The sequence below is a fragment of the Lysobacter sp. MMG2 genome, from assembly GCF_016735495.2.
Lineage (GTDB): Bacteria > Pseudomonadota > Gammaproteobacteria > Xanthomonadales > Xanthomonadaceae > Lysobacter_J.
Genome location: NZ_JAERQY020000003.1, coordinates 319,700 through 342,999 on the forward strand (window position 1 = coordinate 319,700; position 23,300 = coordinate 342,999).

A 23,300-nucleotide genomic window follows, 5' to 3' on the forward strand; every position below is an offset into this window, starting at 1 on the left:
CGGGTCGTTCCATGCGCCGCCTCACGCTGATCAGCCTCGCCCTCGTCCTCGCGGCATGCCAGCGCGAGCAAGCGTCCACCGCACCGGCCAATGCGCCGGTGAAAGAGACTTACGACGCCTCCGCCAGCGCCGACGCGCGCCGCATCGAGGCCGATGTGCGCTTCCTCGCCGACGACCTGCTCGAGGGCCGCGAGGCCGGCACGCGCGGGTACGACCTGGCCTCGCTCTACGTCGCTCAGCGTTTCCGTGCGATCGGGCTGGCACCCGCGGGCGATGACGCAAGCTTCTTCCAGCGCGTGCCGATGCTGCGCGGCGTGCGCCAGGCCGACGGCAACGCACTGGTGATCGTGCGCGACGGCCGCGAGCGGGCGTTGGCCTTCCGCGACGACTTCCTTCCCGGCATCAACTTCAACGAAGCGCAGGCGAGCGTGGAAGCGCCGGCGGTGTTCGTGGGGCAGGGCGTGCACGCGCCGGAACTGCAGCACGACGATTTCGCCGGCGTGGACGTGAAGGGCAAGATCGCCGTGATGTTCAACGGCGCGCCGGCGCGCTTCGACAACGATCGTCGCGCCTTCCATTCTTCCTCGCGCACCAAGGCGGAGGAGTTGGTGCGACGCGGCGCGGTCGGCATCGTGGTGGTGCAGACCGACGACGAGCAGAAGCAGTCGCCGTGGACGCGTACCGCCGGAAACTGGGACCGCCCCGGCATGCGCCTGCGCGGCGAGGACGGCAAGGGCATCGACACGTTCCCGCAGCTGCGCGTGACGGCCACGGTCTCCACCGCACAGGCCGATGCGATGCTGTCCGCGGGCGGGCATATGGCGAAACAGCTCTTCCAGGACCTGCGCGACGGCAAGCTGCGCGCGTTCGACCTTCCCGGGACGCTCCGCCTGGCCGCGCATACGGCGATCACGCCGGTGGATTCACGCAACGTCGTCGCCCGCCTCGACGGTAGCGATGCGGCGCTGAAGAACGAACACGTCGTCTTCAGCGCCCACCTGGACCATGTCGGCATCGGCGCGCCCGTCAACGGCGATGCGATCTACAACGGCGCGCTCGACAACGCGCTGGGCATCGCGGTGATGCTGGAAGCCGCCAATCGCCTGGCCCACGATGCGGCGCCGCCGAAGCGCTCGGTGCTGTTCGTCGCGGTGACGGCGGAGGAGAAGGGCCTGCTCGGCGCGGAGTGGTTCGCGCGCCATCCGACGGTGCCCGCCGGCTCGCTGGTCGCCAACGTCAACATGGACATGCCGATGCTGCTGGCGCCGACGAAGGACGTGGTGCCGATCGGCCTGGAGCATTCCACGCTGCAGCCGCTGGTGCAGCAGGCGGCGAAGGAGATCGGTGTGTCGCTGTCGCCGGATCCGTCGCCGGAGGAAGTGGTGTTCGTGCGCAGCGATCAGTACGCCTTCATCCGCGCGGGTGTGCCGGCGGTGTACCTCGATGGCGGCTACACGGGCGTGGACGGCGATGCGAAGGCGATCCAGGACGCGTTCCTGCGCGATCGTTATCACCAGCCCGGCGACGATCTCACCCAGCCGATCCAATGGGCCGACGCGGCGCGACTGGCCAAGCTAAACGCGCGCATCGGCCAGCTCATCGCCGACGCACCGCAACGGCCGGTGTGGAACGAGGGCGATTTCTTCGGCGAGAAGTTCGGTAAGGCGGCTGCTCGATGATCGAAAGAGCCAGGTGTTGCGCTTGAGCCTGACGGCCTTGCACCCCTGGTTCGGGCAGCGCTGCGAGACGCTGCTGCGGTCCCGTCCCTCGTTGCGAGGCGGGTTGATTTGGACCGCGGCGTTCGCGGGCAGCGCCGGGCTGCTGATGGCGCTGGGTGCGTCGCCTGCGGGCTTCGCGAGCGGATGTCTGCGGCTGATCGCCACATGGCCCTTCGCGAGCGCGATTGTCATTGCGCTGGTGATCGAGACCGTGGCGTCACGCCGGCTTTCACTCCTGGCTTGCGAGCTTCGCTCGGGATGGTTCGCGGCGCTGCCGATCTCGTCGCTGCGCGCTCGCATGGCGCTGCTTGTCGTCGCCATCGGATACGGGCTGATCGGGCTGGGCGCATGGTCGGCCGTGATGGTCGCGGCGTGGTTCGATGCAAGCCGCTTCGTTTCGGGCTCGATGTTGCCGAGCATGACGGGGCTCACGGCCGGTATCGGCATCGGCCTTTGGCGTTCGTTGCGCCCGCCGGCCACGGACCGCACGCATCACGCCGGTCGCCGCGAGCCTTTGTTCACCCGCGCGTTCGTGACAGACGCGTCGCTTGCAGGCGTGTCGCAATGGCAACGTCGTGCTGTCGTCCTGCGCTGGCGGCGGGGGCAGGGCGGGCACTTCTGGATCGTCGGTTCGATGTTCCTGCTGCTGCCCGATCGCTTGGGCCTGAAGCTTGCGGCGGGCGCAGTGTTGATGGTCGTGCCCTGGCTCTGGGCCAGCCTCGCATTGCGCATGAGCCTCGACGTAGCCGGCGAGGCGTGTCAGCTGCTGCGTGCCACGCCGATCCAGGCGCGTGACGGACGCAGGGCAGCGGTGGGCTATCCGTTGATCGCGCTTGCGTGCGCAACGGCGATCGCCTTGCTTGGCAATCTCGTGCTGGGATTTTCCTGGATGCGCATGGTGTGCTGGTTGACCGCGCTGGCGCTGACCTGCCTTCCCGCCGCGTGGCGTCTGCGGCATGCCAGCGGGAGCGCAGGCCGATGAGCGCGCTGCACGTCGAGGCCCTGCGCTACAGCATCCATCGCCAGCCGATCCTGCGCGGCATCGATCTCGTCCTGGCGCCGGGCGAGTTCGCCGCGCTGATCGGACCCAACGGCGCAGGAAAAACCACGCTCATGCAGTGCCTGTCGGGCGTGACCGCAGCCGATTCCGGCCGCGTCCGGATCGGTGGACACGATCTGGTCGCCGATCCCGTGGCGGCCAAGCGCCTGCTCGGAATGTCGATCGATCCGGCCCGCCTTCCACCGCTGCTCAGTGTGCGCGAGTGCCTGCGGCTGTTCGCCGGTGCGCGCGGCCTGCCCGGGATTCCTTCGGCGACGTTGGCCTTGTGCGAGGCGCTTTCGCTGACGCCCATGCTCGACCGCTGGATCGGGCATTGCTCGCTGGGGACCCGGCAGAAAGTCGGCATCGTGCTGGGATTGCTCGGTGAACCGCCGTTGCTGATCCTGGACGAACCGCTCAATGGGCTGGACCCACTCAGCGCCTACGCGTTGAAGGAGCACCTGCGGCGGTTGACGGGCGAACACGGAACGGCGGTGCTGCTGGCTACGCACGCGCTCGACATCGCCGAACGCTTCATCAACCGTGCGATGCTGATGGTGGATGGCACGATGCATCACGACTGGTCACGCCAGGAGTTGAAGGCCATCCGCGACGATCCGGACCGTTGCCTGGAACAGGCGATGGTCGAGGCGATGCGATGAGGAGGTCGCGATGAAGACGCTGGGCCTGATCGGCGGCATGAGCTGGGAATCCACCGTGCCGTACTACCGCTTGATCAATCAGACGGTGAAGGAGCGGCTCGGCGGGCTGCATTCGGCGCGGCTGCTGCTGTACAGCGTGGACTTCGCGCAGATCGAGAAGCTGCAGCATGCCGGTGATTGGGATGCAGCGGGCGCGGTGCTCGCCGACGCGGCGCGTTCGTTGAAGGCCGGCGGTGCGCAGCTGCTGGTGATCTGCACGAACACGATGCACAAGGTCGCCGACGCGGTGGAAGCCGCCAGCGGCCTGCCGCTGCTGCACATCGCCGACGCGACGGGCGAAGAGATCCGGCGTGCAGGGTTGCAACGCATCGGCCTGCTCGGGACGCGTTTCACCATGGAGCAGGATTTCTATCGGAAGCGGTTGATCGAACGGCACGGGCTCGACGTGCTGGTGCCCGAGGCCGACGAGCGCGAGATCGTCCACCGCGTGATCTACGACGAGTTGTGCCAGGGCGCCATCCGCGAAGAATCCCGCGCGCAGTACCGGCGCATCATGGCCGCGCTGGTCGAACGCGGTGCGCAGGGGATCATCCTGGGCTGTACCGAGATCGGTCTGCTGGTGGGGCAGGGCGATGCCAGTGTTCCGCTGTTCGACACCACGGCGCTGCATGCGCGCCACGCGGCGCTGGCGGCGTTGGCCGAGTAGGTCGTTGGCGCGCTGATGGCGCGCGAAACATCACGTCATTCCAACGAAAGCTGGGCTTCGCGGGAATGACGGTGAGGTCGTTTGCCGGCGTGGGAGTGCCCCCGCGTTGCGGGCTTGGGTCCCGGCCTTCGCCGGGATGACGAGGGTGTGGGATGCGGGATGCGGCAACGCTGGACGGCAGTCGACGAGACGATGTTTTCCCGGCGTACCAGTGACCTCCCGCCCATGCGTCGTCAACCGCCGCCGCTACACTCGCCGCTTCCGACTTCCGCAGGACTTCCCCCATGACCCAGTGGTACTTCGTTTCCGCCGGCAACAGCCAGCGCGTCGGTCCGCTCGATGCCGATTCGGCGCAGGCGCACGCGCGCAGGCATCCTGATGACCTGTGCTGGCGCGAGGGCCTGTCGGGCTGGCAGGCGGTGAAGTCGATGCCCGAATTCGCCGAAGCCACCGGCGTGCAACCCGCGCACGTGCCACCGCCGACGCCGTCCGCGGCCGGCCGGCGCAGCGACGACATCGACTTCCGCATCGTCGGCAACGACATGCAGTTCGTCGAAGTGGAACTGGACCCGGGCGAGTGCGCGATCGCCGAGGCCGGCGCGCTGATGTACAAGGACGCGACCATCCAGATGGACACCGTGTTCGGCAACGGCCAGCACACGGGGCAGGGCGGCGGCCTCATGGACAAGATCTTCTCCGCCGGCAAGCGTGTGCTGACTGGCGAGAGCCTGTTCACCACGATGTTCACCCACGCCGGAACCGGCAAGGCGCGCGTGGCCTTCGCCGCGCCGTACCCGGGCACGGTGCTGGCGATGAAGCTGGACGAACACGGCGGTCGCCTGATCTGTCAGAAGGACAGCTTCCTGGCCGGCGCGCGCGGCGTATCGGTGGGCATCGCCTTCCAGAAGCGCATCCTCACCGGCCTGTTCGGCGGCGAGGGTTTCATCATGCAGAAGCTGGAAGGCGACGGCTGGGTGTTCGTGCACGCCGGCGGCACCGTGATCGAGCGCGAACTGCGCGCCGGCGAGCGCCTGGACGTGGACACCGGCTGCGTCATGGCCTACCACCACACCGTGCAGATGGACGTGCGCGCGGTGGGCGGCATCAAGAGCATGCTGTTCGGCGGCGAGGGCATGTTCCTGGCCACGCTGACCGGCCCGGGCAAGGTGTGGCTGCAGTCGCTGCCCTTCTCGCGCATGGCCGGGCGAATGCTCGCGGCCGCGCCGCAGGGCGGCGGGCAGAATCGCGGCGAAGGTTCGGTGCTGGGCGGACTGGGCCGCATCCTGGACGGCGACAACAACTTCTGAGGACGGTGCGATGAGCGGCTACTCCGGCACGCCATTGGCGAAGAAGCTCGGCTTCCGCGATGGCGCGACCGCGTGGACGCTCGCCGCACCGGAGCACTACCGCGCATTGCTGGATCCCCTGCCGCCGGGCGTGCGCTTCGTCGCGCGACTGGCGAAGGGCGTCGACATCGCCCATGTGTTCTGCCGCGAACGCGCCGTGCTGGCCGATGCCCTGGGCAAGTGCCGGAGCACGCTTGCGCCGGACGCGACCGTGTGGGTGTCGTGGCCGAAGAAGGCCTCGAAAGTCCCCACCGACATCACCGAGGACACGGTGCGCGAGGTGGCGCTGCCGCTGGGCTTCGTCGACGTGAAGGTCTGCGCGGTCGACGAGGTCTGGTCGGGGTTGAAGCTGGTGGTTCGCAAGGAATTGCGTTGAGCGTGTGCGCCGGAACGTTCGCCGCTGCGCGGCCTCGCTACCCCTCGCCAGGGCTCCCCTGAAAGCAAGGCAGGACGTTTGGGCGGACGGGCGATGAATGCTCGCCCAGCCTTCCATCGTTCCGCCAAATCCGCCCCGCTATCGCGCCTTGTGCCACGTGTATCCTGCGCCGCTGACCGCCCATCCATCCCACGCCATCGTGACCATGAACCCGCTCCGTTCCCTGCGCCCCGTGCTGCTGGCCTCGCTCGCCGTCCTGCTGGGCGCGTGTGGCGGTGAAGCAGTCAAGCCGACGCCACCGCCGTCCCTCTCGGCTCCGCCCGTGCAGGCACCGAAGGTGCGCATCGGCGTCGCGCTGGGCGGAGGCGCGGCGAAAGGCTTCGCGCACATCGGCGTGATCAAGATGCTGGAGGCCAACGGCTTCCAGCCCGAAGTCGTCTCCGGCACCAGCGCCGGCAGCGTGGTCGGTGCGCTCTATGCCAGCGGCATGGACGCCTTCGCCATGCAGAAGCAGGCCTTCGCGCTGGACGAGGCGTCCATCCGTGACGTCAGCCTGTTCTCCGGCGGCGTTGTGAAGGGGCAGAAGTTGCAGGACTACGTCAACGAGCTGGTCGGCGGCAAGACGATCGAGCGCATGCGCAGGCCGTTCGCGGCCGTGGCGACCAACCTGGAAACCGGCGACCGCACGGTGTTCGTGCGCGGCAACACCGGCCAGGCGGTGCGCGCGTCCAGCAGCATTCCGGGCGTGTTCGAGCCGGTGGCGATCGGCAAGTTCCACTACGTCGACGGCGGCGTCGTCAGCCCGGTGCCGGTGGACGCGGCGCGCCAGCTGGGCGCGGACCTCGTGATCGCCGTGGACATCTCCAGCAAGGCCAGCGGCAAGAACCCGGGCAGCATGCTGGGCAACGTCAACCAGTCGATCACGATCATGGGCCAGCGCCTGGGCGCGCAGGAACTCGCGCGTGCGGACGTGGTGATCCGCCCGAGCGTCAACGAGATCGGCCCGGCCGACTTCGAACAGCGCAACAACGCGATCATGGAAGGCGAGCGCGCCGCGCTGGCGGCGATGCCGCAGATCCGCGCGAAGGTGGCGCAGTGGCAGAAGGCGCGCACCGACGAGGCGAACGCGACGCGACGCGCCGCCGAACTCAAGGCCGAACAGGCCAAGCTGCGCGCGTTCTGCGAAGAGGAAGACCGCAAGTGGCTGTCGAAGCTGCGCCGCGATCCGCAGTGCAAGGCGCTGGCGGATCAGGGCGTGCTGTCGAACTAAGTGCGCTTTCGTAGCCCGGGTAAGCGAAGCGCACCCGGGGTGAAGGTGTGATGCGTCCCCGGGTGCGGCCTTCGGCCCTACCCGGGGCTACAGGTTTTTCAGGCCGCGTCGGTATTCAACACCAGCGGCGCCGCCTTGCGCGGCCGGCTCGGGAACGCGTGGCGCACGATCCGCCAGATCACCTGGCCGAACTGCTTCGGCAACGAACCGGTGTTGTAGTGCTGGCCGTAGCGCGCGCAGATCTCGCGCACCGTCGGCGCCACTTCGGCGTAACGGTTGGCCGGCACGTCCGGGTAGAAATGGTGCTCGATCTGGTGGCTCAGGTTGCCCGAGAGCACATCGATCAGGCGACCGCCGGAGATGTTCGACGAGCCGCGCAGCTGGCGCAGGTACCAGTGGCCGCGCGATTCGTTGCGGATGCATTCCTTCGGGAACGTCTCGGCGTCCGTGGTGAAGTGGCCGCAGAAGATGATCGTGTAGGTCCACAGGTTGCGGATCACGTTGGCCACGACATTGCCCAGCAGCACCGGCAGGAAGAACGGGCCGGCCAGCGCGGGGAACACGACGTAGTCCTTCACGATCTGCCGCCCCATCTTGCGGCCGACCGGCACGAACTTGCGCCACATCTGGCGGTGCGTGATCTTGCCGGCGATCCAGCGGCCGAGCTTGAGGTTCTGGATCGCCACGCCCCACTCGAACAGCACCGCGAACACCACCGCGATCACCGGCTGCGCCAGGTAATACGGGCGCCAGCGCTGTTCCGGGAAGATGCGCAGCAGGCCGTAGCCGATGTCGTCATCCAGGCCGCGCACGTTGGTGTAGGTGTGGTGGCGGTAGTTGTGCGTGTAGCGCCAGTTCTCGGCGGTGCCGACGATGTCCCACTCGTAGCTGCGGCCGTCCAGGTGCGGGTCGCGCATCCAGTCGTACTGGCCGTGGATGACGTTGTGGCCCAGCTCCATGTTCTCGAGGATCTTCGACAGGCCCAGTACCACCGCGCCCAGCACGCACAGCGGCCACAGCAGCGCGGGTGCGAACAGCAGCGAGAATGCGCCGACGTAGAGCAGGCCGCGACCGGCGACTTCGCTCCAGCGCACCCAGGCGACGATGCGCCGGATGTAGTTGGCGTCGCGCTGGCCGAGCGTGGCGACGGTGCGGGCACGCAGGGCGTCGAGCTCTTCGCCGAAGCGGTCGAGTTCGGCAGGGCTGAGGGCGCGGTTGCGGGACGTCATGTCGGGGGGCTCACAGATCGAGTTCGAGATCGCCGGCGGCGGCGTTGATGCACAGGCGCAGCGCCGAAACGGGTTCGGTGCCGACCTTGCCGGTGTTGAGGTCGCGCGTGACGCCGGCGGACTTGCCGCAGGCGCAGGTGTTGCAAATGCCCATGCGGCAGCCCGAGGCGGGCTTGAGGCCCTGTGCCTCCAGCGCCGTCAGCAGCGGCTGTCCGCGCGGCACGGTGAGTGTGCGGCCGCTGCGTTTCAGTGTGATGAGCGCTTCGCCGGTGTCTTCGAGCGAGACCTGCGGCGGCGTGAACGCCTCGGCATGGAAGCTGCGCGCCTGCGTTCCGGTCACCGCGCGCGCGGTCTCGACGAAGCCGCGCGGACCACAGGCGTAGACGTGGCGCTGCTCCGCGTCGGGCACGAGCGAGGCGAGCTGCGCGACGTCGAGGCGACCGGTCGGTGCACCGTCGGTGTCGGATTCGCGCGTGAGGATGCAGTGGACTGCGAAGTCCGGGTGCGCATCGGCCAGCGCCAGCAGTTCGTCTGCGAAGCACAGTTCATCGCGCGTGCGCGCCCAATACAGCAGCGTCAGTGGCGCGGGCATACCGCGCCGGGCGTGTTCGCGCACCAGCGACATCAGCGGCGTGATGCCGCTGCCTGCGGCGAGGAACAGCCAGCCGGCCTCGTTCGCCTGAGGCCAGGTCATCTCGCCGAACGCCGGCCCGACGCGCAGGACGTCGCCGACGCCGGCGCGTTCGAACAGATGGACGCTGAGCTTGCCGCCTTCGATCCGCTTGACGGTGATGGCGACGCGGCCGTCATCGCGCGGTGCGTCGCTGAGGCTGTAGCTGCGCGTGACCGCGACGCCGTCGATCTCGACGCTGATGTTCAGATGCTGGCCCGCGTGGAAGCCGCGCCAGTGACGGTTGGGCTTGAGCACGAGGGTGACGGCATCGCGCGATTCGACGCGACGCTCGACGATGCGGGCCAGCGGGCGGTCCCAGGTCCAGGTGCGATCCAGGCGGGACGCCCAGAAATCGAACACGCTCGGGGCGACGCAGGCATTCAGTAGGCGCCGCAGACCACGCGGACGCTTCGGGGGACGGACGACGGCACTCATGACTGGCACTATACAGACAAGCGCACAGATGTCTATACGACTGTATATTGAGTCCCCGATATGATGTTCAGTCATCCGCCGCCGTGCACGCCCTCGTGAGCCCACAGACCCAGTTCCACGCTGAATCCGAGCACGCGGCAGCCCGAAAGGGCGCGATCTCGCGCGAGGACCTGCTGGCCGCGGCGCTGAAGCTGATCGGCCCGCACCGCAGCGTGTCCACGCTGAGCCTGCGCGAGGTCGCACGCGAAGCCGGGATCGCGCCGAACAGCTTCTACCGGCAGTTCCGGGACATGGACGAGCTGGCCGTGGCCTTGATCGACCTGGCCGGCCTGTCGCTGCAGAAGATCATCGACGCGGCCCGCCTGCGCGCGGCCAGGGACCGCAGCGCGGTGCGCGGCGCGGTCGAGGCGTTCGTGGAGCAGCTACGCGCCGACGACCAGCTGCTGCACGTGCTGCTGCGCGAAGGCACCGCCGGCTCGGACTCATTCAAGCACGCCGTGGACCGGCAGCTGAGCTTCTTCGAAGAGGAGCTGCGCATCAGCCTCATCCAGATCAACGCCGCGCAGGGCGTGGTCCTGCGCGAACCGGCGCTGGTGGCCAAGGCGATCACCCGCCTGGTCTTCGCCATGGGCGCCACGGCCATGGACCTGCCGCGCGAGAAGGACCCGGAGCTGGTCCGTCAGCTCACCTTGATGGTTCGCATGATCATCGCCGGATCCCGGACGTTGGCGACAGAAAACGGCCTAAACCCGACCTGATCGCCTCAGCGCGCGGGCAACGGCACGCCGCTCAGGGCCTTCACGGTCCTCAGCACGAAACTGGAATTCACGTCCGCCACGCCGGCCTGGTTGAGCAGGCGGTCGAGCAGGAACCGCGAAAAATGCTCCAGGTCCTGCACGACGATCTGCAGCAGGTAGTCCATGTCGCCGGTCAGGGCATGGCAGGCGACGACCTCGTCCCACTGGTTCACGAAGTCGCGAAAAGCGGCGATCGCGTCGGCATCGTGCCGTGAAAGCTGCACGCGGACGAAGGCCTGGAGCCCGAGGCCCAGACGCTCGGGATCCACTTCGGCCCGATAGCCCGAGATCACCCCTTCCCGCTCCAGCCGCTGCACTCGTCGCAAGCAGGCGGAGGCGGACAGGTGCACGCGTTCGGCCAGTTCGGCGTTGGTCAGGCGGCCCTGGCGCTGGAGTTCGGCGAGGACGAGCAGGTCGGTGCGATCGAGGTCGACGGCGGGCATCGGATTGCGTCAGTTCGTTATTCGGCGCAATGATCTTGCGCCGTAGCCCATCATGCGCGCAACAACGCAAGCCCATTGCGCGGCGAGGCCGGTAAAGTCGAATTTCGACACAGGAGCGCCGCATGAACCTCGGGACCCCCTCTCGCGTGGAACACCAGCTCACCGACAAGGGCTACGTTCCGGTGTACACGACGGCGGTCGTCGAGCAGCCGTGGTCCTCCTACAGCGCCACCGACCACGAGGTGTGGAGCACGCTGTTCAAGCGCCAGCGCGAGATCCTGGTGGGCCGCGCCAGCGACGAATTCCTGCGCACCCAGGAAGCGATGGGCATGACGCCCGACCGCATCCCCAAGTACGAAGACCTCAACCGCCTGCTGCGCAAGGCAACGGGCTGGGAGCTGGTCGGCGTCGAGGGCCTGCTGCCGGAGCTCACGTTCTTCGACCATCTCGCCAACCGCCGTTTCCCGGTGACGTGGTGGATCCGCAAGCCCGAGCAGCTGGATTACCTGGCCGAGCCGGACCTGTTCCACGACCTGTTCGGCCACGTGCCGCTGCTGATGAACCCCGTCTTCGCCGACTACATGCAGGCCTACGGCCGCGGCGGCGTGAAGGCACACGGGATCGGCCCGGAAGCACTGGTCAATCTGACGCGCCTGTACTGGTACACGGTCGAGTTCGGCCTGATCAAACAGGACGACGGCCTGCGCATCTACGGCAGCGGCATCGTGTCGTCGAAGGGCGAATCCATCCACTGCCTGGAGAGCGCCGCGCCGAACCGCATCGGGTTCGACCTGGAGCGCATCATGCGCACGCGTTACCGCATCGACACCTTCCAGAAGACCTACTTCGTCATCGACAGCTACGAGCAGTTGATGGACGCGACGCGACCAGACTTCACGCCGATCTACGAGCGACTGGGGCAGCAGGAATCCATCCCCGCCGGCAACGTGCTCGCCACCGACACCGTGTTCAACCGCGGCACGGGCGAGGGCTGGGCGACGGATGGGGATGTCTGAGGACGCTGGCGTTCCGTAGGGACGAAGCCGTCATCCCCGCGAAGGCGGGGATCCAACTTCCAGGCGAACCACGTTCGACGGAAAGCTTGAGGTAGTTCGCCGTGGATGGTGCGGCCGTTCGGCAGCCCAAAAGCCCCGCCTTCGCGGGAATGACAGCATGGGCACTCCAGCGCATCCCTCACGCGCGGGAGAAGGTCGTCCCAGCGAACGATGGCACCTCACGGCCGCGCCAGCGCCTCCATCCCACGCTGGATCTCCACGCTCGCACGACGCTCCTGTTGCAGCAGCTGTTTCGCCAGCGCGCGCGCGGCCACGCGCAGCTCCGGCACGGCCGTGATTTCCCACAACTGCGCTCGCAGCAGCGGGCCGAGCGCATAGAGCCCGCGCACGGGCAGCCCACTCCCGTCCAATGCTTCGAAGCGCGGTGAGGCTTCGATGCCCAGCCCCAGCGGATCGGCGGTGATCAGCCCGGAGTCGCGAAGCTGCGCGATCAACGGATGGCTCGTGCGGTCTACATCGGTGTCGAAGCCGGTGGCGCGGATCACCACATCGAACTCCTCGCGGCTGGCGTGCGAGAAGCCGCGCTCGCGGATCAGCACTTCGACCGCGTCGCTGGTACGCCGCGCACGCAACAGCCGGCCCGCGCGCACGCGCAGGCGACCGCGCGTGCGCAGCTCCTCCAGCTCGTGCGCGAGCGTTGGTGCAAGGCGGTGACGCAACACCTCCCAATGCGAGCGCAGGTGACGCAGGAAACGCGCACGCTCCGGCGTGGCCAGGCCGCGCCAGAAGCCCTGCAGGTACGGACGCAATGCATCGATCAGGCTGCGCCAGTCGGGGACGATCGGCGTCAGCGCGCGCAGGGCGCGCACCAGTTCCGGCAGATCGTGCGTGTTGATCGCGTGCAGCACGGTGGGCGGCAATGCGATCGGCGCCGCCGGTTCGTCCGTGTGCGACTGCGGCAGAAGACCATGACGCGACAGCGCGGTGATCGGCCCGCGATGGCCGCGCCGGTGCAGCGTGGCGACCACGTCGGCCATCGTCAGTCCCGTGCCGATGATGAGCACGCGCTGGTTGGGCGCGATGTGGTCGATCGCGCCAATGCCGTCCAGCCCGTTCTGCCACGGCCAGGCGACGTAGCTGGGATGCACCGCCAGGCGCGGCCCGATGCCCGCCAGCGGCTGCGGCGGCAGCGCGCCGACGGTGAGCACGACGCGATCGCTGAGGAAATCCGAACCGTCCGCCAGATGCACGCGGAACGCGCTGCCTGCGCGATCGATCGCGATGGCTTCCTGCGGGATTCGATTGAAGCCGGCCAGCGACAGCTGCGCCGCCGCCTGCAGGCGCGAATGCAGGTACTCGCCATAGACCAGGCGCGGCAGGAAGCTGGTGCGTGCACGCTCGGTCAGATTGAGCCAGTCGGCGAACTCGCCGGGATGATCCGCCGTCGCACCCAGATCGCGTGCGCGCACGTTGAGCAGATGCTCCGGTCGCGCCTCGCCGTAGGCCACGCCTCGGCCGAAGCTGTCGGACACCCCGACCAACTGGATGTCCACGCCGGCGGGTGCGGCGCGGGCCAGTTCGGTGGCCAGCGCGCATCCGCTGAAGCCCGCGCCGATGATGCTGATCCGCATGTCGTTTCTCCCGGGGTCGTCGTGCGCCTATTGGTAGGCGATCGCCGGACGGCGGAAGTAAACGGTGGGTTATGCGGCCGCGTGTTTCACGCAACGCTTCGTCAGTGCTTCATAACCGATCGGAATCTGTCCTTCACGCGCCCTGCGCGCGCGCCGTTGCCGGCCCCGGCGCGCGGGTGGCACGCGGCTTCCAGCGGCGGTCGAGCAGCACCTTGGCGACGATCGCCAGCGCCAGCGGACCGAACCACGCGACGTAGTGGAGCGCGGTGCCGTTCACCGACGGCAGCAGGCGCGGCAGGCCGATGCCGAGGAAGGCGATGTGCGTGGCGATGCCGTTGCCGATCATCGCGGTGTAATGCTCGCTCATCCACCAGCGCGGCGTCGTGCCGAGCGTGGCGTGGCGCAGTCGGCGGCGCAGCATGTCCACGCCGGTGAACAGGCCCACCGCCGAGAAACCGATCAGCAATGCCGCGCCCACCTTCAGGCCCAGCACGAGCACGCCCGCGCCGGACAGCAGCGACAACACGGCGAGCGAGACATAGACCGGCCCCGTAAAGCGCGCCGCGGACGCCTTGTCGCGTATCGCGCGCCACGACACCCACACGCCGGTCGAAGTGATGACGACCAGATACCCAAGGAACGCGGAGGTGACGACGTGCCCGTCCATCCAGCGCGCAATCGCCATCGGCGCGGCGGTCAGGATGATGCCGACCATCGCCAGCAGATAGACACGGCCCGCGCCGCGGTGCGCCGGCGTGCCCTTGCGCAGCAGGCCGGCGGTCCAGAAGGTGATCAGGGCGATGACGCCCACCAGCACATGCACGGCAACCAGCAGCTTGTACGCGGTCATGACGGCGATTCCTGTCGCTGCGTCCTGTGCGGACGTTGACGACACGATGCGCGCCGGCCGCGACGCATCGCAGTGCCCGCCGTCATCCCGCCGACCTGCCGGAAGTCACTTCCTGCATCGGCGGCATTGCGGTGGCGCAGCAGCGGTCGCAGCATGGCGGCATGAACGAACGCGCCCGCCAGGCCCTGCAACCGCTCAATTTCGCCGCCGCCGCCACGCTGCTGGCGGTGGGCTATGGCATGCAGTACGAACTCCAGGGCGCGCGGATGACGCTGGCGTGGGTGCTGCTCGGCCTCACCATGCTGAGCATCCTCGCGCTGGACTGGCTGCCGCGCCGGCCGGTGGCGCGCGCGCTCCTGTACGCGTTGCAGGCGGCGATCGCCTACACGCTGATCGCGCTGGCGCCGCGCCTGGGCATCGCGCCGGTGCTGCTGGTGGTGCTGATCGCCGAGTTGGCGATGGAGTATCGGCCGCGCGTGGTGGTCGCGTTGGCGCTCGCGCTCAACGCGGGCCTGTACTTCGCGCTGGAGAGGGGCGGCCATGCCGCGCCGCTGTTGCAGCTGTCGTTGTATATCGGCTTCCAGTCGTTCGCCGCATTGACCACGCACTACGCGCGCAGTGCCGAGTTGGCGCGCGACCGCCTGGCCCTGGTCAACGCCGACCTGCTCGCCACGCGCGCCCTCCTCGCCGACAGCGCCCGCGACAACGAACGCCTGCGCGTGGCGCGCGAACTGCACGATGTCGCTGGCCACAAGCTCACCGCGATGACCCTCAACCTGCGCGCGCTGGCCGCCGATCCGGCGTTCGCCGGACGGCAGGAGATCGCGCTGGCGCAACAGCTCTCCAGTGAGTTGCTCAGCGACATCCGCGGCATCGTCCAGGCGATGCGCCACGACCAGGGCCTGGACCTGGGCACGGCACTGCGCGCACTCGCTGCGCCGATGCCGAGACCGTCGTTGCGCCTGCGCATCGACGATGCGGTGCGCGTCACCGATCCGGCCACCGCCGAGGCCGTCCTGCGCCTGGTGCAGGAAGCGCTGACCAACAGCGCGCGCCACGGCGATGCCGACGTGGTGGACGTGTCCATCGGTGCGGGCGATGGACGCCTGCGCATCCGCGTGGAAGACAACGGCCAGCTGCGCGGCGCGATCCGCGAGGGCAACGGGCTGTCGGGGATGCGCGAACGCGTGACGGCCGCCGGCGGCGAGCTGGCGCTGAGCCGCTCCGAACACGGTGCGTTGCGCATCGACGCGAGCCTGCCCGCATGACGGCGCCGCGCATCGCGCTGGCCGACGACCAGGCCATCGTCCGCGCCGGCCTGCGCGCCTTGCTGGAGCGCCAGGGCATCACGGTCGTCTTCGAGGCCGCCGACGGCGCGCAGCTGCTGGAACAGTTGGAACACACGCACGTCGACGTCGTCCTCAGCGACATCCGCATGGCCGGGCTGGATGGCATCGAAGCCCTGCGCCGCCTGCGCGCGCGTGGCGACAGCACGCCCGTGCTGCTGCTCACCACGTTCGACGAAAGCGAGCTGCTGCTGCAGGCGACGCAGGCCGGTGCGCAGGGTTTCCTGCTCAAGGACGCCGCACCGGAAGACCTGCGCGACGCGATCGCCCGCGTGGCCGCCGGCGAGACGCTGCTGCAACCGGTCAGCACCGACCCGGTGCGCGCTCGCTACCAGTACCACCAGCAGGAAGCGCCGCGCGAGACCTTCACCGAGCGCGAAGTGGCGATCCTGCGCCTGCTGGCCGGCGGCTATTCGAACAAGGAGATCGCGCGCGCGATGTTCCTCGCCGAAGGAACGGTGAAGAACTATGTGTCGGTGATCCTGGAGAAGCTCGGCACGCGCGATCGTACGCGCGCGGTGCTCAAGGCGATCACGCTGCGTGTGATCTGAAAGCCGCGCGGCTTCAGCTCGCCACGACTTTCACCGTCCACAGCCCCAGCCCCGTCATCGCCAGCGACCCCAGCAGGTGCAGCGCGATCACGCCGAACGCCCAGGCGTAGTCCTGACGCTGCAGCAGATCCACCGTTTCGGCGGAGAACGTGGAGAACGTGGTCAGTCCGCCCAGCAGCCCCGTGATGACGAACAACCGCCATTCCGGCGCCAGCTGCGGCATCTGGGCGAAGCCCGCGACCGCCAGCCCGATGAGGTAACCGCCAACGAGGTTCGCCGCCAACGTGCCCATCGGCACCGCGTGGTGCAGCGGATTCAGCCACAGGCTCAGGCCCCAGCGTGCCCACGCGCCGAACGCGGCTCCGACGGCGATGGCGACCAGCGAGTAGAGCATCGGAACCTCCTTCAGTGCGCAGGTGCGAGCGTACGCGTGCCGCCGCCACCTCGGCCAGTCACGGCAAGCGATCCGCCTCGCACACGGCAAGCCGCCTGCACGGACGCGGGACTAGACTGCGGCTTCCCCCGCACGTGTACGCCCCCATGAACGACCGCATCCGCCACGCCGGCCTGCGCGAAAAGCGCATGTCCGCCGAGCACGCCGCCGCCCTGATCCAGCCCGGCATGACCGTGGCGATGAGCGGCTTCACCGGCGCCGGTTATCCCAAGGCCGTGCCGCAGGCCCTCGCGGCCCACATCGAGGACGCCCACGCACGCGGCGAGGCCTTCCGCGTGAAGGTGCTGACCGGCGCCTCGACCGCGCCGGAGCTCGACGGCGTTCTCGCCCGTGCCGAGGGCATCGAGCTGCGCCTGCCCTACCAGTCCGACCCCAGCCTGCGCGAGCGCATCAACGCCGGCGATCTTCACTACATCGACATGCATCTGAGCCATGTCGCGCAGCACACCTGGTTCGGGTTCTTCGGTGCGGTGGACGTGGCCGTGGTGGAGGTCACCGCGATCACCGACGACGGCCACCTCGTGCCGTCCTCGTCGGTGGGCAACAACAAGACGTGGCTGGAGCAGGCCGACAAGGTCATCCTCGAAGTGAACCGCTGGCAGCCGGCTGCACTGGAAGGCATGCACGACGTCTACTACGGCACCGCGCTGCCGCCGAACCGCAAGCCGATCCCGTTGCTGCACCCGGACGACCGCATCGGCGAGCCGTGGCTGCGCTGCGATCCGTCGAAGGTCATCGCCGTGGTCGAGACCGACGCGCCGGATCGCAATTCGCCGTTCACGCCGCCGGATGCGACCTCGCGCCAGATCGCCGCGCACCTGCTCGACTTCCTCGCCCACGAAGTGCGTCGCGGCCGCCTTTCGCCGCAGCTGCTGCCGTTGCAATCGGGCGTGGGCAACATCACCAACGCGGTGCTGGCCGGACTGGGCGAGGCGGGTTACCGCGACCTCACCGCCTTCACCGAGGTGATCCAGGACGGCATGCTCGACCTGCTCAAGCGCGGCGTGGTGCGCGTGGCCTCGGCGACGTCGTTCTCGCTCAGCCCGGCGGCGATCGACGAATTCCTCGATCACGTCGACTTCTATCGCGAGCGCATCGTGCTGCGCACGCAGGAGATCTCCAACCACCCCGAACTCGTGCGCCGCCTGGGCTGCATCGCGATGAACGGCATGATCGAGGTCGACCTGTACGGCAACGTCAACTCCACGCACGTTGCCGGCACGAAGATCATGAACGGCATCGGCGGCAGCGGCGACTTCGCGCGCAACGCGTACCTGTCGGTGTTCATGTCTCCGAGCACGGCGAAGAACGGCGCGATTTCCTCGATCGTGCCGATGGCCAGCCACGTCGACCACACCGAGCACGACGTGATGGTGATCGTCACCGAACAAGGCGTCGCCGACCTGCGCGGCCTGTCGCCGAAGCAGCGTGCGCAACGCGTCATCGACTCGTGCGCGCATCCGGACTATCGGCCGATGCTGCAGGACTACTTCGACCGCGCCCGACGCGAGAGCTTCGGCAAGCACACGCCGCACCTGCTGGGCGAAGCGCTGTCGTGGCATGAGCGGTTCGTGGAGACGGGGTCGATGCGGGTGTAGTGCGTGCCAGTGCGTCGTCCCTGCCAATAGCGTCATCCGCTCAAGTACCGTCATCCCGGCGAAGGCCGGGATCCAGGCTGTCACGCCCTCCGACACATCACGTCATTACCAGCGAAAGCTGGAATCCATTTCGCTCCGCTGCTCACAGGCCACGGGGATGCGTGGAAAGCCGCTGGATTCCAGCCTTCGCGGGAATGACGGTGCGGTAGTCACCGGAGAAGGAGTGCCCGCGGGTTGCATGCGTAAGTCACCCGCACGCGTCGAGTCGAATCACGACCCACTCACCGCCTTCAAGTACGCCGCCAACCCCCGCTCCCGCGTCTCGACGAACGTCTCCCCCGTCGGCGAATAGCTGACGATGCGATCGGGGCGGAAATTGCGGAAGTCGGCGCGCAGCCGGCACCACGCGCCCAGCGTCCAGCTGCCGCCCCAGAAGGCCAGGCACAGCGGTTCGATCTCACGCTCCGTCGGGCGCGCATCGTTGTCGCGATAGCTCATGCGCAGCACCAGCGCGCCGGTCACCGCCGCGTGCAGATCATCGATGAGCCCGCTGTTCTCGAGCCGGTCCACTTCCGGCGCGAAGATACGCGTGCGCGAACTGCGTTCGCGCAGCTCCGGCGGCAACACTGCTTCGATCTTCAGCAACGCCGCCGCGGCCTCGCGCCCCAGCCGCTTGCCGCCGAAGGCACGCACGAAGCGCGTGCCGACCACCAGGGCTTCGAGCTCGTCGGGCGTGAACATCAGCGGCGGGATGTCCGAGCCTTTACGCAGCAGATAGCCCACGCCCGCTTCGCCTTCGATGGGAACACCGGAGCGCTGCAGGTCGGCGACGTCGCGGTACACCGTTCGCAACGACACGCCGAGCTCCTCGGCCAGTCGCTGTGCGGTGAGAGCGGAACGGCGTCCACGCAGGGCATGGATCAACAGGAAGAGGCGGTCGGCGCGGCGCATGCGCCATGATCGCGCGCCGACGCGCCGCACTCAATCGGCACGACGACGCAGGACGCGACGGCGATCACGCACGCAGCTCCGAACGCTGCGTCGGCGTCAGGCGCAGCCGTTGCGGCGGCTGCTTCAAGCCGTGCAGCAGCGATTGCGCGACGCCGCTTCGCCATTCGCCATCGACCAGCAGCGCGGCTTCGTAGCGATGGTGCGCGTCCGCGTCGGCGAAGCGCGCGAACCACACCAGCGCCTGTTCGCCTTCGCGCACCGGCAGTCGCGGATAGGTGTTAGCGCTCCCTTCGGTGACATACACACCGATCAGCTCCGCACCGGCGGAGCGCAGACGCGGTGCGAGCTGCTCTTCGAAGCGCGCGAGGAAGCCGGCATCGGCCGGTGCATCGAGCAGGCAGATGCCCGCTTCGATCAGACCATCGTCCGTGCGGGCGTCGCCAAGCGCGGGGCGCGGCGATGGATTCGGCGCGAAGCCGGAATCGCGCCGCGCCGGTCGCAGCAGCAGCACGTCGTCGCTGTCGACGATGGTGGCATTGGCTGCTTCACGATGGCGCTTCCAGGTTGGACCGGAATAGAAGCCCTCCAGCGCCTCGGCCCGCACCGGCATGTCGGCGAAGCCACGCAGCCAGACGAAGCGGTCCTGCGCGTCGAGGTCGCGGAACTGCCCGATGACGTGCATGCCCACCGCTTCCTGCGGTTCGATGAATTCACGCTCGAACAGTTCGATCAGCTCGTCGCGGCGCGCGGGCTGCATCGCGTACTGGCGCAGTTCGATCACGCCGTCCTCGTGCAGCAGGCGGCCGTCGTCGTCGGTGCGACGGAACCACATGTGCCAGTTCGTCTCCCACGTTGCGCCCTCGTCGATGGAAAACGCCTGCTGCCAGTGCGCGGTGTTCGCACTCGCCTGGCTCCAGCGGAAGCGAACGCGCACCGGGCGACCTTCGTGCTCGTCGGCACCAAAGAACGTGCCCACGCGCGTGCCTTGCGGCGTGGTATCGAAGGCGCCCGTCATCGGTGCATCGAGCACGCCGTCGTGGTTTCCGGCCCAGTAGATCGACCATTGCTTCGAGTCGGGACTGAACAAGCGCAGCGTCATGCCGATGAAGCGCTCGTCGCTGCCGGGGCGCGTCCAGTCGCTGACGAAGTCGTCGACATTGCCCATGCCGCCGAGCAACGGCTGGCACAGCTGCGTGGCGTGGAAGATATCCCAGTCCCCGGAACCGGCGAGGCGCTGCGTCAGGCGCTCGTTGCGGATGTGCCAGCGGCCGTGGAGGAAGTCGAAGTCGTGCCGGCCGTCCTGGCCGGTGGCGGTGATCATGGTGCTGGTGTCCCCGGTGGTTGCAACGGCGCGCGCCGCCGCGCGGAACGGCAGCAGCCATGCGGTCTGCGCCATCGTGGCCAGTTGCAGGAACAGCCGGCGCTGGCGGCGCCACGCGGGCTCGAGAACGGCGTCGAAGGCGTTGCCCATGGCGGGCTCCGTTACAGTCGTGCGCAATCGCACGACCGCAGAATGGACGGGCGCTGCTGACAGGGTCCTGTCAGCAGGCGCACTCAGACCGCCGGGAAGAACACCGTGACCGCCAGGCCCTTGCCGTCCAGGCCGTCGTCGACATGGATCGTCGCGTGATGGGTGCGGGCGATGCGCGCCACCAGCGACAGGCCGATGCCGCTGCCGCGCTCTGCTCCGCCATTGGCCCGATAGAAGCGATGGAAGATGCTCTCGCGCTCCGCCGCGGGAACCCCCGGGCCGTCGTCGGCCACGCACAGCGCGATGCCGCCGACGCCATCGCGCACGTCGCGGCGGCACATCACTTCGATGCGCCCGCCTTCACCGGCGTAGCGCACGGCGTTGTCGACGAGGTTGCGGATCAGGATGCCGAGCTGGTCGACATCGCCACGGATGCGGCCGTCCTCGGTGCGCAGGCCGATGCGCTGGTGGCGCTCGCGCGCAAGCGTTTCGAAATCGCGCACGACCAGCACCAGCAGCGGCGCCAGGTCCAGCGGCGCGAGCGTGGGCGAGGCGACGGCCGCGTCGATGCGCGCCAGGTCGAGCAGCTGTTCCGACAAGCGCGCCGCGCGCGATACGCCGGCGCTCAGGCGGCGCAGCGCGGTGTTGCGTTCTTCTTCCGTCGCGGCACGGCGGGCGAGGTCGGCGTGCGCGCTCAGCACGGCCAGCGGCGTGCGCAGTTCATGCGCGGCATCGGCGATGAAGCGGCGTTCGTTCTGCACCGCCTGGTCCACGCGCGTGAGCTGGTCGTTGAACGCGTCGACCAGCGGGCTGAATTCGGTGGGAAGTCCCGGCGCCTGCAGCGGCGTGAGATCCAGCGGCTGGCGCGCGCGCAATGCCTCGCGCAACGCCGCGACCGGCCGCAGCGAGCGGCCGATCACCACCCACACCGTCAGCAAGAAGAGCACGAAGATCAGACCCGCCGCGAGCAGACTCAGGCCGATCCAGCGCGCCACTTCGTTGGCGATCATTTCCTTGGAACGTCCCACCTGCACGGTGAGGCCACGGCGTGGATCGGTCAGGCTGTAGACGTGCCAGACCTGACCGGAAATAGTGCGTCGCGCGAAGCCATCGCGAAAATCGGGCTTGAGCGGTTCGTCGGGCGCGGCGATGGAATACACCACGTTGTTGCCCTTCACCCACACCTGCCAGCTCATCTTGTGGTCGCGCTGGCCGGCCGGCAGCGCGGGGCGCTCGCGGGCGGGCAGCAGTTCCAGGCCGTCGGGCATCGACTCCAGGATCTGCGAGGCCACCTCGCGTTGCGACTCGTCCCAGAAGCCGTAGTGCGCGCGCGAAAGCTGCCACGCCTGGCAGCCGAGCCAGATCAGCCAGGCCACCAGCACGCATTTCACCGACACCCACGTCAGCCGCCACCGCAGCGAACGCGCCTTCACGACGACGCTCCTCCGTTGATGCGATAGCCCTGGCCGTGCACGGTGACGATCAGCTGCTCGCCGAGCTTGCGTCGCAACTGGTGCACGTAGACGGCGATGGTGTTGCTCTCGATCGTGCCGGAGCTGCCGTACACCGCTTCCTCCAGTTGTTCGCGCGTGACCACGCGGCCCTGGCGCTCCATCAGCAGCAGCAGGGTGCGGAACTCGTGCGCGCTCAGCGCGACCTGTGTGCCGTCGCGCGTGACTTCGCGGCGCGCGGGATCGAGCACCACGCCGTTGAAGCTCAGCACGGGCGAGACGCGCCCCTGCGTGCGACGCATCACCGCGCGCAGGCGCGCGAAGAGCTCGTCGGGCTGGAAGGGTTTGACGATGTAGTCGTCGGCACCGGCGTCGAGGCCGGCGATGCGGTCGCTGAGCTTGTCGCGCGCGGTGAGGATGATCACCGGCGTCGCGTCGTAGCGGCCGCGCAGATACGTGAGCACGGTCAGGCCGGAACTGCCCGGCAGACCCAGGTCGAGCAGGACGGCGTCGAAGTCGTGTTCGACCAGCGCCGTGCGCGCGAGCGCGGCGTCGCCGGCGGTGTCGACACGGAAGCCGTGCGCGCGCAAGCCGGCGCACAGCGCCTCGGCCAGCATCGTGTCGTCTTCCACCAGGAGCAGGTTCATCGCGGTCCAGTCGTCTCGTGCAGGCGGTCAGTGTCGCCGGTCGCGTTTAAAAAGTTCTTAAAGGACGGCGCGCAGGCTGTGCCTCCCATGCGCCGCGCTCCGCATCGTACCGGGAGGCCACATCCCGGAGATCGCGCGGCGGTCGCTTTTCGCTCCCCCGGTGACCCATGACCGCCACATCCCTGCTGTTCCGCATGCCCGCGCCGGCCGTTTCGCCCGTGTCGGTGCGACCGGTTCGCCCCGAGGACTCGCATACGCTGCTGCGCCTGGCGCGCGCATCGAACCACGACGATGCGGCGTGGACGGACCTGCTGGAGTTCAACGAGGCGCTGTTCGAGGCGCCGGTGCGCGCCTGGGCGTGGCTCGCCTTCGCGGGCGACGCAGCGGTGGGGCATGCGGTCGCGACGGTCGGCTTCTCCCTGCGCGCACGCGGGTACTGCCTGCAGCTGGATTCGCTGCACGCCAGCGAAGAATGGGCGGACGCCGCCGAATCGGCATTGTTCGACGAAGTGCGTGCGATGGCGCGTCGGCTCGGCTGCGTGCAGCTGCACTGGTACGGGCCGCATGACGATGCCGCACGTTTCGACACTCCCGACGCACGGCGCGATGGCCAGCGCCATGTGCTCTCCCTCCTCTGATC

Annotated in this window: 23 protein-coding genes; 13 read left to right on the forward strand and 10 right to left on the reverse strand. The window is 68.6% G+C overall.

Features of this window, described 5'->3' with window-relative positions:
• Positions 1–11 precede the first annotated feature (11 nt).
• From JI752_RS13345 to JI752_RS13375, 7 genes are all read left to right on the forward strand, one after another.
• On the forward strand, positions 12–1,679 hold the full coding sequence (locus JI752_RS13345; RefSeq protein ID WP_216964842.1) for a M28 family metallopeptidase: 1,668 nt from the start codon (positions 12–14) through the stop codon (positions 1,677–1,679).
• A gap of 22 nt (positions 1,680–1,701) precedes the next feature.
• A complete protein-coding gene (locus tag JI752_RS13350; RefSeq protein ID WP_216964844.1) occupies positions 1,702–2,700 on the forward strand; it encodes a hypothetical protein in 999 nt (332 codons plus the stop codon).
• A complete protein-coding gene (locus JI752_RS13355; protein ID WP_216964846.1) occupies positions 2,697–3,419 on the forward strand; it encodes an ABC transporter ATP-binding protein in 723 nt (240 codons plus the stop codon). Before JI752_RS13350 ends, JI752_RS13355 begins: the two co-directional genes overlap by 4 nt.
• A 10-nt stretch (positions 3,420–3,429) precedes the next feature.
• Positions 3,430–4,125, forward strand: a complete 696-nt coding sequence (locus JI752_RS13360) for an aspartate/glutamate racemase family protein (RefSeq protein WP_216964847.1) — start codon at positions 3,430–3,432, stop codon at positions 4,123–4,125.
• A 284-nt stretch (positions 4,126–4,409) separates the two neighbouring features.
• The gene (locus tag JI752_RS13365) at positions 4,410–5,432 is read left to right on the forward strand and encodes a TIGR00266 family protein (RefSeq protein ID WP_216964849.1); all 1,023 of its coding nucleotides are present in this window, start codon (positions 4,410–4,412) and stop codon (positions 5,430–5,432) included.
• 10 nt (positions 5,433–5,442) lie between these two features.
• Entirely contained in the window at positions 5,443–5,847 is a 405-nt protein-coding gene (locus JI752_RS13370) for a DUF3052 family protein (protein ID WP_216964852.1), read from the forward strand.
• Between the two features lie 205 nt (positions 5,848–6,052).
• Complete coding sequence (locus JI752_RS13375) at positions 6,053–7,117, forward strand: patatin-like phospholipase family protein (protein WP_216964854.1); 1,065 nt, start codon at positions 6,053–6,055, stop codon at positions 7,115–7,117.
• 98 nt (positions 7,118–7,215) lie between these two features.
• On the opposite strand, the gene JI752_RS13380 is transcribed toward JI752_RS13375, so the two are convergent.
• A complete protein-coding gene (locus JI752_RS13380) occupies positions 7,216–8,346 on the reverse strand; it encodes an acyl-CoA desaturase (RefSeq protein ID WP_216964856.1) in 1,131 nt (376 codons plus the stop codon).
• A 10-nt stretch (positions 8,347–8,356) separates the two neighbouring features.
• Positions 8,357–9,454 (reverse strand): ferredoxin reductase, encoded by a 1,098-nt coding sequence (locus JI752_RS13385; RefSeq protein WP_216964858.1) that lies wholly within the window; start codon positions 9,452–9,454, stop codon positions 8,357–8,359.
• 95 nt (positions 9,455–9,549) lie between these two features.
• Between JI752_RS13385 and fabR the strand changes: the two genes are divergently transcribed.
• Positions 9,550–10,212 (forward strand): HTH-type transcriptional repressor FabR, encoded by a 663-nt coding sequence (gene fabR, locus JI752_RS13390; RefSeq protein ID WP_216964860.1) that lies wholly within the window; start codon positions 9,550–9,552, stop codon positions 10,210–10,212.
• A gap of 5 nt (positions 10,213–10,217) precedes the next feature.
• On the opposite strand, the gene JI752_RS13395 is transcribed toward fabR, so the two are convergent.
• Positions 10,218–10,694 carry an Lrp/AsnC family transcriptional regulator gene (locus JI752_RS13395; protein WP_216964862.1) on the reverse strand — a complete coding sequence of 159 codons (477 nt, stop codon included), beginning with the start codon at positions 10,692–10,694 and terminating at the stop codon, positions 10,218–10,220.
• Positions 10,695–10,816: 122 nt separating this feature from the next.
• On the opposite strand from JI752_RS13395, the gene phhA reads away from it, so the two are divergent.
• Positions 10,817–11,710 (forward strand): phenylalanine 4-monooxygenase, encoded by an 894-nt coding sequence (gene phhA, locus JI752_RS13400; protein WP_216964864.1) that lies wholly within the window; start codon positions 10,817–10,819, stop codon positions 11,708–11,710.
• 218 nt (positions 11,711–11,928) lie between these two features.
• Here the strand turns inward: phhA and JI752_RS13405 are convergent, their stop codons facing one another.
• Positions 11,929–13,341 (reverse strand): FAD/NAD(P)-binding protein, encoded by a 1,413-nt coding sequence (locus tag JI752_RS13405; RefSeq protein ID WP_216964866.1) that lies wholly within the window; start codon positions 13,339–13,341, stop codon positions 11,929–11,931.
• Positions 13,342–13,474: 133 nt separating this feature from the next.
• Positions 13,475–14,191, reverse strand: a complete 717-nt coding sequence (locus JI752_RS13410; protein WP_216964868.1) for a hypothetical protein — start codon at positions 14,189–14,191, stop codon at positions 13,475–13,477.
• 161 nt (positions 14,192–14,352) lie between these two features.
• Here JI752_RS13410 and JI752_RS13415 point away from each other — a divergent pair, with 161 nt between their 5' ends.
• Together JI752_RS13415 and JI752_RS13420 are read left to right on the forward strand one after the other, a co-directional pair.
• Complete coding sequence (locus JI752_RS13415) at positions 14,353–15,459, forward strand: histidine kinase (protein WP_216964870.1); 1,107 nt, start codon at positions 14,353–14,355, stop codon at positions 15,457–15,459.
• Positions 15,456–16,088 carry a response regulator transcription factor gene (locus JI752_RS13420; protein WP_216964872.1) on the forward strand — a complete coding sequence of 211 codons (633 nt, stop codon included), beginning with the start codon at positions 15,456–15,458 and terminating at the stop codon, positions 16,086–16,088. Before JI752_RS13415 ends, JI752_RS13420 begins: the two co-directional genes overlap by 4 nt.
• Positions 16,089–16,101: 13 nt before the next feature.
• Here JI752_RS13420 and crcB read toward each other — a convergent pair whose 3' ends face one another.
• Positions 16,102–16,482, reverse strand: a complete 381-nt coding sequence (gene crcB / locus JI752_RS13425) for a fluoride efflux transporter CrcB (RefSeq protein ID WP_216964874.1) — start codon at positions 16,480–16,482, stop codon at positions 16,102–16,104.
• 146 nt (positions 16,483–16,628) lie between these two features.
• On the opposite strand from crcB, the gene JI752_RS13430 reads away from it, so the two are divergent.
• Positions 16,629–18,140, forward strand: a complete 1,512-nt coding sequence (locus JI752_RS13430) for an acetyl-CoA hydrolase/transferase family protein (protein ID WP_216964876.1) — start codon at positions 16,629–16,631, stop codon at positions 18,138–18,140.
• A 270-nt stretch (positions 18,141–18,410) separates the two neighbouring features.
• Here JI752_RS13430 and JI752_RS13435 read toward each other — a convergent pair whose 3' ends face one another.
• The 4 genes from JI752_RS13435 to JI752_RS13450 all read right to left on the reverse strand — a co-directional run bounded on the left by JI752_RS13435 (position 18,411) and on the right by JI752_RS13450 (position 22,660).
• A complete protein-coding gene (locus tag JI752_RS13435) occupies positions 18,411–19,091 on the reverse strand; it encodes a YafY family protein (protein ID WP_216964878.1) in 681 nt (226 codons plus the stop codon).
• Between the two features lie 64 nt (positions 19,092–19,155).
• A complete protein-coding gene (locus JI752_RS13440; RefSeq protein ID WP_216964886.1) occupies positions 19,156–20,562 on the reverse strand; it encodes an NIPSNAP family protein in 1,407 nt (468 codons plus the stop codon).
• 83 nt (positions 20,563–20,645) lie between these two features.
• On the reverse strand, positions 20,646–21,995 hold the full coding sequence (locus JI752_RS13445; protein ID WP_216964888.1) for an ATP-binding protein: 1,350 nt from the start codon (positions 21,993–21,995) through the stop codon (positions 20,646–20,648).
• Entirely contained in the window at positions 21,992–22,660 is a 669-nt protein-coding gene (locus JI752_RS13450) for a response regulator transcription factor (protein ID WP_216964890.1), read from the reverse strand. Before JI752_RS13450 ends, JI752_RS13445 begins: the two co-directional genes overlap by 4 nt.
• A 167-nt stretch (positions 22,661–22,827) precedes the next feature.
• Between JI752_RS13450 and JI752_RS13455 the strand changes: the two genes are divergently transcribed.
• Positions 22,828–23,298: a hypothetical protein gene (locus JI752_RS13455; RefSeq protein ID WP_216964892.1), complete on the forward strand. Its 471-nt coding sequence runs from the start codon at positions 22,828–22,830 to the stop codon at positions 23,296–23,298.
• Positions 23,299–23,300: the final 2 nt, after the last annotated feature.

What these genes read in the sequence shown, in the direction of transcription:
- JI752_RS13415 (WP_216964870.1), top strand. Translation starts at nt 14,353, where the DNA reads ATGAACGAACGCGCCCGCCAGGCCCTGCAACCGCTCAATTTCGCCGCC.
- JI752_RS13435 (WP_216964878.1), bottom strand. Translation starts at nt 19,091, where the DNA reads ATGCGCCGCGCCGACCGCCTCTTCCTGTTGATCCATGCCCTGCGTGGA.
- JI752_RS13395 (WP_216964862.1), bottom strand. Translation starts at nt 10,694, where the DNA reads ATGCCCGCCGTCGACCTCGATCGCACCGACCTGCTCGTCCTCGCCGAA.
- JI752_RS13370 (WP_216964852.1), top strand. Translation starts at nt 5,443, where the DNA reads ATGAGCGGCTACTCCGGCACGCCATTGGCGAAGAAGCTCGGCTTCCGC.
- JI752_RS13420 (WP_216964872.1), top strand. Translation starts at nt 15,456, where the DNA reads ATGACGGCGCCGCGCATCGCGCTGGCCGACGACCAGGCCATCGTCCGC.
- JI752_RS13375 (WP_216964854.1), top strand. Translation starts at nt 6,053, where the DNA reads ATGAACCCGCTCCGTTCCCTGCGCCCCGTGCTGCTGGCCTCGCTCGCC.
- JI752_RS13355 (WP_216964846.1), top strand. Translation starts at nt 2,697, where the DNA reads ATGAGCGCGCTGCACGTCGAGGCCCTGCGCTACAGCATCCATCGCCAG.
- JI752_RS13385 (WP_216964858.1), bottom strand. Translation starts at nt 9,454, where the DNA reads ATGAGTGCCGTCGTCCGTCCCCCGAAGCGTCCGCGTGGTCTGCGGCGC.
- JI752_RS13365 (WP_216964849.1), top strand. Translation starts at nt 4,410, where the DNA reads ATGACCCAGTGGTACTTCGTTTCCGCCGGCAACAGCCAGCGCGTCGGT.
- JI752_RS13455 (WP_216964892.1), top strand. Translation starts at nt 22,828, where the DNA reads ATGACCGCCACATCCCTGCTGTTCCGCATGCCCGCGCCGGCCGTTTCG.
- phhA (WP_216964864.1), top strand. Translation starts at nt 10,817, where the DNA reads ATGAACCTCGGGACCCCCTCTCGCGTGGAACACCAGCTCACCGACAAG.
- JI752_RS13450 (WP_216964890.1), bottom strand. Translation starts at nt 22,660, where the DNA reads ATGAACCTGCTCCTGGTGGAAGACGACACGATGCTGGCCGAGGCGCTG.
- crcB (WP_216964874.1), bottom strand. Translation starts at nt 16,482, where the DNA reads ATGCTCTACTCGCTGGTCGCCATCGCCGTCGGAGCCGCGTTCGGCGCG.
- JI752_RS13380 (WP_216964856.1), bottom strand. Translation starts at nt 8,346, where the DNA reads ATGACGTCCCGCAACCGCGCCCTCAGCCCTGCCGAACTCGACCGCTTC.
- JI752_RS13405 (WP_216964866.1), bottom strand. Translation starts at nt 13,341, where the DNA reads ATGCGGATCAGCATCATCGGCGCGGGCTTCAGCGGATGCGCGCTGGCC.
- JI752_RS13440 (WP_216964886.1), bottom strand. Translation starts at nt 20,562, where the DNA reads ATGGGCAACGCCTTCGACGCCGTTCTCGAGCCCGCGTGGCGCCGCCAG.
- JI752_RS13360 (WP_216964847.1), top strand. Translation starts at nt 3,430, where the DNA reads ATGAAGACGCTGGGCCTGATCGGCGGCATGAGCTGGGAATCCACCGTG.
- JI752_RS13410 (WP_216964868.1), bottom strand. Translation starts at nt 14,191, where the DNA reads ATGACCGCGTACAAGCTGCTGGTTGCCGTGCATGTGCTGGTGGGCGTC.
- JI752_RS13430 (WP_216964876.1), top strand. Translation starts at nt 16,629, where the DNA reads ATGAACGACCGCATCCGCCACGCCGGCCTGCGCGAAAAGCGCATGTCC.
- JI752_RS13345 (WP_216964842.1), top strand. Translation starts at nt 12, where the DNA reads ATGCGCCGCCTCACGCTGATCAGCCTCGCCCTCGTCCTCGCGGCATGC.